Annotated in this window: 11 protein-coding genes; 1 reads left to right on the forward strand and 10 read right to left on the reverse strand. The window is 33.8% G+C overall.

Features of this window, described 5'->3' with window-relative positions:
• A partial coding sequence (locus AXG55_RS14845; protein WP_233231061.1) for a helix-turn-helix domain-containing protein occupies positions 1–316 on the reverse strand: 316 nt, incomplete at its 3' end.
• Positions 317–501: 185 nt separating this feature from the next.
• Between AXG55_RS14845 and AXG55_RS07335 the strand changes: the two genes are divergently transcribed.
• Entirely contained in the window at positions 502–1,020 is a 519-nt protein-coding gene (locus tag AXG55_RS07335; protein ID WP_148697475.1) for a hypothetical protein, read from the forward strand.
• Positions 1,021–1,827: 807 nt separating this feature from the next.
• Here AXG55_RS07335 and AXG55_RS07340 read toward each other — a convergent pair.
• The 9 genes from AXG55_RS07340 to kdpA form a co-directional block, all read right to left on the reverse strand.
• Positions 1,828–2,811: a ribonucleotide-diphosphate reductase subunit beta gene (locus tag AXG55_RS07340; protein WP_148697476.1), complete on the reverse strand. Its 984-nt coding sequence runs from the start codon at positions 2,809–2,811 to the stop codon at positions 1,828–1,830.
• A gap of 27 nt (positions 2,812–2,838) precedes the next feature.
• Positions 2,839–5,223, reverse strand: coding sequence for a ribonucleoside-diphosphate reductase subunit alpha (locus AXG55_RS07345; protein WP_148697477.1), 2,385 nt, complete (start codon positions 5,221–5,223; stop codon positions 2,839–2,841).
• 377 nt (positions 5,224–5,600) lie between these two features.
• On the reverse strand, positions 5,601–6,710 hold the full coding sequence (locus AXG55_RS07350) for a hypothetical protein (RefSeq protein WP_148697478.1): 1,110 nt from the start codon (positions 6,708–6,710) through the stop codon (positions 5,601–5,603).
• Positions 6,711–6,779: 69 nt separating this feature from the next.
• Positions 6,780–7,001, reverse strand: a complete 222-nt coding sequence (locus AXG55_RS07355) for a hypothetical protein (protein WP_148697479.1) — start codon at positions 6,999–7,001, stop codon at positions 6,780–6,782.
• A gap of 72 nt (positions 7,002–7,073) precedes the next feature.
• On the reverse strand, positions 7,074–8,198 hold the full coding sequence (locus tag AXG55_RS07360) for a PAS domain S-box protein (RefSeq protein ID WP_148697480.1): 1,125 nt from the start codon (positions 8,196–8,198) through the stop codon (positions 7,074–7,076).
• 11 nt (positions 8,199–8,209) lie between these two features.
• On the reverse strand, positions 8,210–9,316 hold the full coding sequence (locus AXG55_RS07365; protein ID WP_148697481.1) for a kinase: 1,107 nt from the start codon (positions 9,314–9,316) through the stop codon (positions 8,210–8,212).
• 1 nt (position 9,317) lies between these two features.
• Positions 9,318–9,908 carry a potassium-transporting ATPase subunit KdpC gene (gene kdpC / locus AXG55_RS07370; protein WP_148697482.1) on the reverse strand — a complete coding sequence of 197 codons (591 nt, stop codon included), beginning with the start codon at positions 9,906–9,908 and terminating at the stop codon, positions 9,318–9,320.
• Positions 9,909–9,923: 15 nt separating this feature from the next.
• The gene (kdpB, locus tag AXG55_RS07375) at positions 9,924–11,966 is read right to left on the reverse strand and encodes a potassium-transporting ATPase subunit KdpB (protein ID WP_148697483.1); all 2,043 of its coding nucleotides are present in this window, start codon (positions 11,964–11,966) and stop codon (positions 9,924–9,926) included.
• Positions 11,956–13,677 (reverse strand): potassium-transporting ATPase subunit KdpA, encoded by a 1,722-nt coding sequence (gene kdpA, locus AXG55_RS07380; protein ID WP_148697484.1) that lies wholly within the window; start codon positions 13,675–13,677, stop codon positions 11,956–11,958. Before kdpA ends, kdpB begins: the two co-directional genes overlap by 11 nt.
• Positions 13,678–13,891 lie beyond the last annotated feature (214 nt).

Genomic DNA, 13,891 nt, shown 5'->3' on the forward strand with positions numbered 1-13,891 from the left:
CTTCTTTTGAAGTTTGCGGAGGATTTTTGCGAAATTCTTCTTCAATCATTTCTCGAAAATTGTAAAGTTCACTTTTTCTTTTTACAATTTTTTTTTCAAGTAAACCTTCAATTCCGTTCTTCCTAAATTCATGAAAATAAGAACAAATTGTATTTTCACAAGAACCTAATATTTTTAAAATTTCTTTAATTGGTATGCTATGTGTATGCAAAATGAGCGCTTCTGCTTTTTTCTGAACTAATGGTCTGGGATCTTTAAATCGAACTTTTTTAAGTAAATCAACAAAGCCTTCAGCAAAGTAAACAGAAATAGTCATGACGCCCTCCATCAATCGGAAGGTCTATATACGGCTTCTTTTGTTTTTTGTCATAAAATTAATAAATTCTCACTTCTACTGCTGCGGAAGTATAGATAAAGATTTAATTAATTGATTTAATTAAAATATCATGATATAAAAAAACCTATTTTGAATTATTCAAAATAGGTTTTAAAGGTAATAAAATGTATTTTAACCCAAATAAATTGATTGATATATTATCAAAAAATAAATTATCAGAAAAAAGAATGGTAATTTATCTTTTTATTTTTATCAGTTTTGGCTTTCCATATTATTTTTTGATTCAATCTATTGAGGAAATTACAGCAAATATAGTTAAGATATGGCTTTTAGGAGAGCCTTTAAATAATAATATAATAGCATTTTTAAAATACGGGTTAGATATTATCGCATTTTTTATAATTTATAAGTATAATGGAACTAAAGATATTCTCATTCGTTATGTAACACTTTATACCACTCTAATGTTTATATCTTTTTTAGGCGCATTTGTTTTTATGATATTACCAATAGTTTTTTTAACTTTTGACGCTTATATTCTTAAAATGTACATTGCAGATTCTCCAACACTAATTCCTTTTATTAAATTTTGTTTCGAACCTTTTTTAATTGATAACATAATATTAAACTTTACTCTTATATATTACTTTAGAAAATTAAAGAAACTATCTTGCAGTTCTTGAATTTCTTTCAGCTGCACTACCAGAAGATCTCATAGGTCTATCAACAATTTTTCCGTGAGCACCAGTAGAACCACCATTTCTATTAAGATCTCTATCTTGTCCTTGTCGATTATTTGCTATAAGTTTTTCCCTTTGTTCTTCCTTACTTCTTGCATCTTGTTGTTGTCCAAACTCCCACCAGTCTTTAATTTATTGTATTTTTAGGGCTATAATTGATGCAGATTTTTTTACAATATCTAAAAATTTTTTGATTAAAGAAATAGTTCCTTTAGTTGCAATATATTTAGGAAGTGACATAAAATGGGTATTTTTATATAACATAATATGTCAACTAGCGCATACCGACAGTTTTCGCTTCTACTCCCCCAAGACCCCAATCGATTTTTTTACATTTTCAATTCCATAGTTACTTAATAATAATTTATTACCTAATGGAAAAAAATGTTGGAGAAAAAGCACCTTTTAATTTTTGCAGTAAACCTGCTACTTGAATTAAAACTGTGGCATAATTCACAAAAGTAACAGCAATTTCATTTTCTTTTAGTGTTCATTTTATATCTAAATTTATTGAATTTTCTAATTTTTCTGGCCAATTTTCAAATGAAAATGCAAACATTAACTTTACAACATCCAAAAATCCGTGCTCCGAGGATTCAACAGGATTATAAAATTTTGAGCCGTTGCAATGATCCGTTAAAGGATATTTTGAGGAGGAGGAGGAACACCCCATTATTTTTGTTAGCATTAGGAAACAAATGAGTTTAAGGTAACTTAAAACGCGAATTTATTTCACACAATCTCCTCAAATTACCATTCTAATCCAAATCCTGTTTGGTACTCTGTCACACGAGTTTCAAAGAAATTCTTTTCTTTAGGGAGATCCATAATCTCATTCATCCAAGGGAAAGGTGTTTCTTCTTCACCATAAATAGGATCGAGACCAATGCTTTCAATACGTCTATCTGCAATATAACGAATATAACGTGCAAATTGCGAACGGGACAATCCTAAAATATCGCGCGGTAAGGAATCAGCTACAAAAGCATCTTCAAGTTCAACCACATGCTCAATATTTTTAGAAACCTCGGCTTTTAATTCCGGTGTCCAAATATCTCTATTTTCTTCAATATATTGATTGATTAATTTGGTGCCAAAGCGACAATGTAAACTCTCATCGCGCACAATATATTCCAGTTGTTCCGATGTTCCCACAAGAAGATTGCGGCGTTTAAAGTTTAGTAACAAAACAAAGGCACTATAAAACTGCATTCCCTCCATGCCCACATAATAAGCACAAAGATTTTTCAAAAATAAAGCACGACCTTCTTTTGTCTTTGTTGTAAAACCTTCATTTAAAATACCTTCAAAAAACTGTGCTTGAAAGTCGTGTTTATCTTTAATTGTTCCTACTTTTTTAAACTCACCAAACACTTCTTGCTGATCCATAGAAAGCGATTCCACAATGTGGGAATAACTCCATGAGTGAATGCTTTCTTGAAATGCTTGAGCCGTTAAATACTGGCGGCACTCTGGATTTGTGATGTGCTTATAAATAGCCATAATGATATTATCGCCAACTAACACATCGGTATTCGCAAAAAAACTTAAGATTTTTTTAATAAGGTGACGCTCATCTTGCGTAAGGTAACCTTGATTTTTCCACTGTGCAATATCAGAAGCCATTGAAATTTCTTGAGGAAGCCAGTGATTTTTACATAAATTTTTAAATTCATCCCATGCCCAAGGATATTGAAAAGGCATAAGCTGCGGTCTAATTTCATTAATTAACATTTAAATTCTCCTTGTGAATTATAAATCTTATTGACAAGATTCACATTCAGGATTGTCTATAGAACATGCTTTTACTTCAGGTGGTAAAATTGTTTCTTTTCTTTTTACCGAAGATAAACTTGATTTTTCAACCCCTGTTGCGGCTCTTGTACGCAGATAATAAGTTGTTTTAAGACCACTATGCCAAGCATAACGGTACATTTCATCAATTTTCTTTCCACTGGGCGCAGACATATATAAATTTAAACTTTGTGCTTGATCAATATAAATTTGACGTAATGAAGCACAACGAATCAATTGTTCTGGTTCCATATCAAATGCTGTTTTATATAATTCTTTAATATGTTCTGGTACATCAAGGTCATCTAAAGCACCATCATAGCGCTTTAATTCACGAGATAAATCAGCACTCCAAAGACCCAATGCTTTTAAATCATCAATTAAATATTCATTGATAATAGTATAGTCACCACCCATGTTACTTTTTACATAGAGATTTTTATATGTAGGCTCAATAGATTGTGTACAATTTGAAATATTTGAAATTGTCGCTGTTGGTGCCACTGCTAAGCAAAGACTATTTCTCATTCCTTTGCCTACAAGATGCCGAACTTCATCCCAGTCTAATTTATGTTTGAAACCATCAGCAAACAATAAATCTTCACAAGGTTTTTGTTCGTTTGATAAAGTAACATACGTTGTCGGAGCTTCTGGAATACGCACATGACTTCCTAATTCGGTTATGGTGTCCTTTGGTACCTTACCTTTAGACCAAACCGAACCTTGGTAAGAAGAATAGGATCCTCTTTCGGCCGCTAATAATGCGGAAGTTTTAATGGCATGAAAGCTAATATATTCCGCAATTTTTTCTGATAACCACATAGCTTCAGGTTTAGAATAAGGAATTTTCTTCATGTATAAAACATCTTGAAAGCCCATAAATCCGAGTCCTACGGGACGGTGTCTATGATTTGCTGTCTCAGCAGATTTAATGGGATAAAAGTTTTCAGTGATAACGTTATCAAGCATACGCATTCCCACACTGACTGCGTGCGCTAATGTTTTTGCAGGATTTTCAGATTGAAATACGGCTTTTAAATTAATCGATCCCAAATTACAAACGGCAGTTTCTTCAGAATTTGTATTTAAAGTGATTTCTGTACAAAGATTACTGCTGTGTACAACCCCCGCATGACGTTGCGCACTTCTTAAATTACAAGGATCTTTAAATGTAACCCAAGGATGTCCTGTTTCAAAAATCATCGTTAAAATTTTACGCCATAATTGTACAGCGGAAACTTTTTTATAATTTTGTATTTCACCTTGTGCTGCTTTTTGTTCATAAATCTCATAAAGGCGCTTGAATTCTTCACCGTAAGATTCGTGTAAGTCTTTTGCTTCAGAAGGACAAAACAATGTCCACTCACTGTTACTTTCAACTCTTTCTAAAAACAAATCGGGAATCCAATTTGCTGTATTCATGTCGTGAGTACGACGGCGTTCATCACCGGTATTTTTTCTAAGTTCTAAAAAATCTTCAATGTCTAAGTGCCATGTTTCAAGATAAGCACACACAGCACCTTTTCTTTTTCCACCTTGATTTACAGCAATAGTAGAGGAATCTTGTACCTTAATAAAAGGAATAACGCCTTGCGAACGTCCATTTGTTCCTTTAATCCAGCTGCCGCTGCCACGAATATTTGTCCAGTCGTTACCTAAACCACCTGCATATTTAGAAAGCATTGCGTTATCAGAATACTGACGATAAATATCGAGCAAATCATCTTGTGTTGTCGTTAAAAAGCAAGACGACATTTGCGAATGATTTGTTCCCGAATTAAATAACGTAGGAGTACTTGGTACATAAAGCATTTGCGATACAACTTCATAAAATTCTGCAGCATGTTTTGTTGCTTCCACAGCGTTACCTTCTGCCAGAGCAACACCCATAGCCACGCGCATCCAGAAATGCTGAAAGGATTCGTAGCGCATGCCTTTTTTATGCAAAAGATAGCGATCATAAAGAGTATGTGAGCCCAAATAATCAAATAAATAATTGCGTTCATGTCGAATACAAGAGTTTAAATATTCTAAATCAAGCTCGCGTAAACGAGAAGACAATTGTCCTTGTGATGTGCCAAACGCCACATATTCCGAAAGTGTCGGATAGTGTTTTTCTTGCTCAGGAGCTGAAGACGGCTGCGCGCTCATTCCTATTGTATTTAAAACTTCAAGACGAAGTTGTTCTGACAATAAACTCGCTGCAATGTATGAGTATTCTCTTCCTTGTTCAATCAGAGGACGTACATCAAGAATAATATTTGGTATGGAAGAATTGAAATCTACATTAGAAAAATTCAATTCTGAAAGATTCGCTTTAGGGTGATAAGGTCTGTAAGAGGACATCGCCATGAAATTTCTCCAGATGGTGTACAAGTCGTTCCACGTCTTGACTCAAAGAAAAGAGCAGTTAATACATAGCCATACAAATGAATGGTATACAATGCCGCGGAAATTCATCGACCGCAAATCGTCCAGTTAGAGGAGTTGCGGCACTTCAAAGAGTAGGATGAAAATGCCGGCATTTGTCATATATAGTGGTAGCCCAGATTAAAAGACACTGTCAATAGTGTGGGAATAAAAATTCTGGCAGTAAAGATCTTCAAATTTAATCAGCATTAAAATTAAAAAGCGTATGAAATAAGCAGATAATCTAGCCAAAAAAGATGTGAAAAAGCTGGTATTAAAACGACAACCTTTTGACAGCAATTTATGAGCAAGGGAATAGGTCAATTGCGACTTGAGGTCAAGTCCGAGTTATAAATTTTAAAAGAGGCAAGCCTAACTGACTTTAAGAACATGATAAGGTTATCGCCCGCTTCATCTAAATCTTTTTTTGACGACAGCGAAATACGTGTTTTTTTAACAACAAGAAAACTCTTAGGATCTACCATACAGGATTCTAAGTACTTGCCGGAATGCGACCAAAAAATAAGAATGACAATAGCAGGGCGAAGCGCCTGAATTTGCTCCCGCGGCAATGCCGAAAAATGCGGCATAGAATAAAATGTATTTGGCATTTGCGGAGAAATTTTGATTGAGGTTATTTTTTCAGAAGAAAAAAACTTCGAATAAGAGCCATTCGTACAACTCGCCGATAAAACACTAGGCATTTTAAGAGGCAGCAACACAGAATCAGATTTCAATTCCTGTCCATTCACAAAAATACTGCATAAATTAGAATTTATAATTTTTACAGATTTCTGTTTCATTAAAGAGTCCGAAGTTAATAATTTTAATTGATCAATTAAATGAGAATCAATTTGTGACTCTAAGGAATCTTTTAAACTAAAAGAAGCATATTTTTCATAAATTAAAGCATAATTTTTAGCGTATTGTTTAGATGAGTTTAAATTTGCTGCTGCCGACCAAAAGGCGAGAATAGCATAGGAAAAAGAAACTGATGACGGATTTTGCGAAAGCAACTGAGCCGCCTCTTTCATAGAAGTATTAGCTAAATTACGCGCTTGCTGCATTTGACCTAATTTAATAAAGTTTTTTATTTTAATAGCAAACTGGGAGAACTTAAATTCCATATTCATATTTTCTCTTTTCCCCACGCTATTAAGCATCCATTCCTTATTTAATTCCCTATTATGCACAGTCTCATATAAGCCTTCTGAAGATATACGGCGGGTAAATGCGTTCGAAAAATAAGGGAGCCAAAGAGGGTCATCAGAAGCATAAAACACCAGTGCTTTTTGATTTTGTAGGGATTTTATAGAGGATTTATTAAGCGAAGAAGTGCAGCTATAAAAAGAAAATAACGAAATAAAAATTACTTTTATGAAATGATATAAATGAGATTTATTAGCATTAAAAAACAATTTATGTAGCATTATGACCCTCATTGATCTGCTTAAGAACACAAAAACTATTGTATTATTTAAAAAAGATCAATGAAAAAGTTACTTGCTCCTAAGGCCGCTATCTTTAATAATCTTTTGATATCTTTCTTCTTTTTTCTTTTGAAACTCATCAGCTAAGTTACAAGCTTGTTGATTTCCTTTGGCACACAACTCATCGAGTACTTCTTCGTTTGATTTCTTAGGAGGAGATTTATCATCAAGATTATAAGTACAAGCACCAAAAACCAAGCAACAGGTCATTATTATTGATATTTTTTTCACTTTAAAGATTCCCTTTCAAAATATGAAATTCATATCGTCTCAATGCCAAATGAAAACAAGATAAGCAAAGGACTATTCATATTTAGACTGAGCCTCTTGAAGCTTCAATGATAACTCAGAAAAATGTTCGGGTGAAAGGGTATTTGTAATGTCGTGTAAAATATAAATAGTACCGCATTTATTTTTATTGTTGTCGTAAATGATTTTTTTGCGGACTTGAAAAAGACACCCGACCTGATCGACAACAGCATAAAATTGTGTTTCTTCAAAACTTTCCTTGCGCAATAAATTTCGTAATTGAATATATGATAAAGAAGATAAAGATACATCATTCCATGCTTGAAAATTTAAATGATTCGCTTTTGCACCCATTACTTTAGCAAAAACTTTATTATGATGTTCAATTTTTCCAAGGTGGTCTAAAATAAAAATAGCATCTTCCATAGCATCAAATACCGCGTCAAGTTCATTTCGTTGAGCATTTAAATTCTTCATATTTGCGTTGTGTAAATCGCTTAATCTTTTCCATAAATCATTTAATTCTATCAGCAGGATTTTAATCTCAAGATTTTCAGGTTGTGGAAATTTTAACTTTTGACCAAGACTTGGTTTGTGCTGCAATATTTCTGCAATTTTTTTTATAGGCTGCGCAATCCGAGAGGAAAGTTTTTCAGAAAAATAAACCGATAAAAACAATGCAAAACAAAATAATATACATGATAATATTAATATTTTAGTAGTTAAAGACTCTCTATCAGCAATGATTTTTGCATTACTTTTTTGATTTTCTTCTACAAGCTTTTTTAATAATTCACGCATTTTAACATATTCAGAATAAATCAAGTTTTTATCGTTAAGTTTATAACTTTCAAACAAAACTTTAATTTTTTTTAGCAAATCAATTTCAATAGGATTTTCATTATATTTTTCAAGATAATCTAATGCAGATTGAAAGTCTTCCATTTCTTTTTTTTTCAATTCAATAAGATGATTTCTGGCTAAAAATAAAGAATCTAAGGAATCAGACATGACTAATATAGAGTTTATAGACTGATAGTTATTCGAAAAAACACTTTTAGGATTTTTGCCGCTTAAATAAATTGAAATAATGAGCAATAGGGAAAGAGCTCCTGATAAAAATACAATTTTTAAAATTTCAGTTAATATTTCCCTGCGCATGGGAGGTAGAGCAGTCATTTTTTACCTTTTTATTCAACACTTATAATATGTACATCAATACCAACCGCATCATGAATAAACTCTAATAAAATAGAACCACGAATTCGTTCACGAATGGGAGTTAATCTTGATTTGCCAAAAACAGCGTGGCAAATTTTATGCTCAAAAGCAAAATTGACCAGAACATCTGAAACATTTTCACCATGAAGAACACGCACCTCAGCTCCCAAGCGGGTTGCTAAATCAAAATTTGTTTGTAATTTTCGTTGTAGTTGTGAATCAATATGAGCAGGATCTTCAGCTTTTTTTTGCACATAAGTAACATAAACTCGACTAGATAATCGTGCTGCCAATTTTGTTCCTTTACGAATTAATGTGGGCGCATTGGTCGGATCGGAACTCAGAGCCACCATTACGGCTTCTTCTGCAAAAGCTTTTGACTCTCCAAAATTATTTTCTTGCATTTTTTGAAATTGATTTCCAGCAGCTTCACGCAAACAGATTTCACGTAAAAAAGAGAGATTATGATATGTAAAAAAATTAATTAGAGCATTATCCACTTTTTCTTTGTCATATATTTTGCCAAGTCTTAAACGCTCACGCAAATCGTCCATAGAAATATCTGCCATGACAATTTGATGGGCAATTTGTAAAATTTTATCGGGAATACGCTCTTGCACTGGAGCTTTTGTTGCTGCCGCTACTCTATCTGCTACGGATTCTAAATGCTGCACATTGAGTGTCGATATCACGTTAATTTCAGCATTTAAAATATCCATAACATCCATGTAACGCTTGGCATGTTTACTCCCACGGACATTAGTATGAGCAAGCTCATCTACTAAAACTATTTGTGGCTTACGTGCAATAATAGCGTCGACATCCATTTCATTAAATTGGGCATCACCTACCGCGCATTTTCTGAGTGGCACCTGTTCCAATCCTACAACAAGAACTTGGGTTTCTGGTCTTCTATGAGGTTCAACATAACCAATAACCACATCAAAACCTCTTTGTTTCAAAGCCTGTGCTTCGGAAAGCATGGAAAAAGTTTTTCCCACACCTGCAGCATATCCCATAATAATTTTTAAAGAACCACGCCTTTTACTTTCAAGAACTTCTTCAAATGTTTTCATGTTACTTCTTTAAATTTTCAGTTTCTTTATCAAGAGCTATATTTAAAAGTAAAACATTGACATTTTCGGAACCAATAAATCCGAAAGCTGGTTTTTGTATGTATTTTTCAACCAGCATCTGCAATTTATTTTCACTTATATTTCTTACCTTCGCAATACGCGGTATTTGGATTCTCGCCGCCTGTAAAAAAATATCTGGATCCAATCCACTGGCAGACATGGTAACAAGATCAACAGGAATATCATCACGTTTGACTGTAGGATTTTCCTTAAGAAATTTTTGAATAGTTTGCTCCATTCGATCAATTAAGGCTTTATTTGTTGCTGCTAAATTTGAAGCGCTTGAGTTTGTGGCATCAAAACCCTTATCACCAGCGGCAGAGGGACGCCCCCAAAAATATTTAGGCTGAGAAAAATTTTGTGCAATAAGCAGAGATCCTACTGGTTTCTCATTTTTATAAACAAGGCCACCAAGACTTTGATTTGGAAAAAAATATTTACCACAAATTGTTACAACTAAAGGATAAATACACCCTAGCAATACAAACATCACAATAGTAAGAACAATTGATCTATAAATTGATTTGCTCATAATAATTTCCAATTTCTAAACTAAATTCAAATTTGTAATAATGACATCAATTAATTTAATACCTAAAAAAGGAAGAATAACTCCACCCAAACCAAAAACAATCAAATTATAACGTAATAAATTAGATGCAGAACGAGGCCTATATTTGACACCCTTTAATGCGAGTGGAATTAGAAATATAATTATAATCGCATTAAAAATTACAGCAGATAAAATAGCGCTATTCGGACTTGCTAAATGCATAATATTAAACACACCTAGACTTGGAATTGATGTTAAAAACAAAGCAGGAATTATGGCAAAATACTTTGCCACATCATTGGCAATACTAAATGTGGTTAAAGCACCGCGTGTGATGAGAAGCTGCTTGCCAATTTCTACAATTTCAATGACTTTTGTAGGGTCAGAATCGAGATCAATCATATTTCCTGCTTCTCGCGCCGCTTGCGTCCCTGTATTCATGGCAAGACCCACATCAGCTTGTGCCAATGCCGGAGCATCGTTTGTTCCGTCGCCCGACATAGCAACCATAAGACCTTCTTGTTTAAATGATTTTATAAGCGCTAATTTATCCTCAGGTTTTGCTTCTGCCAAGTAATCATCTACGCCAGCTTCCGCTGCAATAGCAGCGGCTGTTAACTTATTATCTCCCGTAATCATGATGGTACGAATCCCCATAGCACGAATACGCTCAAAACGTGAACTGATTCCAGGCTTGACAACATCTTTTAAATAAATAACTCCTAAAGCTTGAGATCCCTTTGTAACAACTAAAGGAGTACCACCTAATTTAGAAATTTTTGTTACGTTATAAATCACCTCTGGTGGTACTTTAGAACCTAAGGATTGCACCCAAGAGGTAATTGATTCTAAGGCTCCTTTTCGAAAAGTTTCTGTTGGCGTATCAACACCACTCATTCTTGTTTCGGCAGAAAAAGGAATGGCAATGGAATTTGTAGGAAGTATAAAATGAGCGTGCATTTCATTTGACAGTTTTATAATAGAACGACCTTCTGGAGTTTGATCGAACCACGATGCGGCCAGTGAAGCACGTGCCAATTCATCTACCGTAACACCGGGACATGGAAAAAACTCTGTTGCCATACGATTGCCAACGGTGATAGTTCCTGTTTTATCAAGTAATAAAATATCAACATCTCCTGCAGCTTCAACAGCTCTTCCAGACATAGCAATAACGTTACGTTGTAAAACGCGATCCATCCCTGCAATTCCAATTGCTGAAAGGAGTCCACCAATCGTAGTCGGAATTAAGCAAACTAATAAGGCCACAAGTGCAACAATAGAGAGGGAAACATTTTGAAAAAGAGCGAACGGTTTTAATGTCACAACGGCTAAAAGAAAAATAATTGTCAATCCGCATAATAAAATATTTAAAGCAATTTCGTTTGGTGTTTTTTTTCTTTCGGCTCCTTCCACAAGACCGATCATTTTATCAAGAAATGATTTTCCGGGTTCTGCTGTTACCATAATAATAATTTTATCAGATAATACCGTCGTTCCCCCTGTAACGGCAGAGCGATCACCACCACACTCCCGAATTACCGGCGCCGATTCTCCCGTGATTGCCGATTCATCTACTGTCGCCATTCCTTCCACAACAGTGCCATCAGCAGGAATGACTTCTCCCGCAGTCGCAACAACATAATCACCTTTTACTAATTTTGAAGCAGGTATGGTGCGAATGACTTTTGTCTGCATATTGATAAGACTTGCTTGAGTATCACGACGTGTTTTACGTAAACTTTCTGCTTGTGCTTTCCCTCGTCCTTCCGCAATAGCTTCCGCAAAATTTGCAAATAAAACCGTAAACCATAGCCAAATTGATATTTGTAACGAAAATATAAAATCTTTCTGATTTCCTAAAAAGTAGTCAGAAAATAAGGCTATTGTTGTAATAATACTTCCCAATGCCACAACAAGCATAACAGGATTTTTATAAAGAATTTTAGGATGTAATTTAACAAATGAATTTTTAATTGCTGGAAATAAAAGTTCAGATGATAAAAAGTTTTTGTTATTCAATTTATTATCCTCCATCAGGATATAAAACATGAGACATTAATTGCAAATGCTCTAATACAGGCCCCAAAGAAATTGCAGGTAAATAAACTAAAGATCCTACAATAAGAATAGTACCAAGGAGAAGTATGATAAAAATCCCACCATGAACAGGGAATGAATTGTCTGATAAAGAACGAGATTTCTTTTTAAGCATATACCCTGCAATAGCAATAAGTGGAATTAAATTTAAAAAACGCCCAAAAAACATCGCAAATGAAGTGGCATAATTCCAAAAGGGTGTATTTGCATTCAAAGAACCAAAGGCACTGCCATTATTTTGAGTTGTCGATGTAAAGGCATAAAACATTTCTGAAAAGCCATGAGGCCCCGGATTACCAACAGAAATATTTGCTATTTTTGCAATACTTGCAATGGCAAGTAAACCTAAAATTAAAACAGGTATACCAATAACAGGCAACATTGTGATTTTAATTTCCCGTGATTCAATTTTTTTTCCTAGATATTCTGGCGTTCTTCCTACCATGAGTCCTGCAATAAATACCGCTAAAATAATAAATAAAATCATACCATAAAGCCCCGATCCCACACCTCCAAAAATCACTTCATTTAACAACATGTTTGTTAAAACGATCAAACCACCTAAGGGAGTTAAACTTCCGTGCGCAGCATTAACAGCTCCACAAGATGAATCTGTAGTCACTGTTGCAAATAATGTGGTGCCAAAAATACCGAAGCGATTTTCTTTGCCTTCCATATTGAAGGAAGAAGATAAATGCAATTGACTTATAAAATTTGGATTTCCTATATACTCGTAATATGTTAGAGTATAAACACCAATTACAAACAAAATAAGCATGGCAATCCAAATTGAAATGGCATGCTTCATATGACTCGCCATTTTTCCAAATGCAAAGACCAAAGCACTGGGAATTAAAAAAATACTTAAGGTTTGTATGAAATTAATCAATGCCGTGGGATTTTCATAAGGATGAGCCGCGTTAGCATTAAAAAAACCACCACCATTTGTTCCTAAAAGTTTTATAGCAATCTGTGAAGCCGCGGGACCTTGAGCAATAATCTGATCAATTCCCTCTAATGTTTTTATTTTAATATAAGGTAATAAATTTTGAATCATACCTTGAGAAATAAAAATTAAAGCTAGAAGAAACGATAAAGGTAACAAAACGTAGAGAGTTGCGCGTGTTAAATCTACCCAAAAATTTCCTAAGCCTTTTCCCTCTGAAATTGTGAATCCTCGAATGATAGCTATACATCCAGCTAACCCTGTAGCCGCTGATAAAAAATTATGAGGAGTTAAAGCCACCATTTGGGAAAAATAACTCATAGTGGATTCTCCTCCATAAGCCTGCCAATTGGTATTTGTTAAAAAACTAATTGTTGTATTAAATGCCATGTCTGTTGGAATTGCTGGAAAATTCTGAGGATTGAAAGGAAATATATTTTGGAATTTTAATAAAAAAAATGTTACAATAAATGTGAAAATATTAAATAAAAAAAGATCGATTGAATATTTTTGCCATGTTTGATTTTCATTGGGATTGACTCCCAGTAATTTATAAATAAAATTTTCAAATGGTGAAATAAAAATACTTGTAAATGTTTTTTCACCAGACATCACTTTTCGAATATACATCCCTAGTGGAAATGAAAAAATAAGCAATACTAAAATAAAAAAAATAAGATAAAGTGTATCCTGATTTTTCATATATTATAGATCCTCAGAACAAATGATCATATAAATAAGATATATAAAAACAAACACAGAAAGAACGAGCAAACTATAATTTATCAATTGAGAGCCCATATAAACCTTCCTTCAACGTTTTACTAAGGCATTAATAATAATTTTTCAAAAAAAGAGAAAACTCCTTCCTCCTTATGTGATATTGTTTCTTTGTATATATGCCTGCATTTTAAGG

This window comes from Silvanigrella aquatica, from assembly GCF_001907975.1.
Taxonomy (GTDB): domain Bacteria; phylum Bdellovibrionota_B; class Oligoflexia; order Silvanigrellales; family Silvanigrellaceae; genus Silvanigrella; species Silvanigrella aquatica.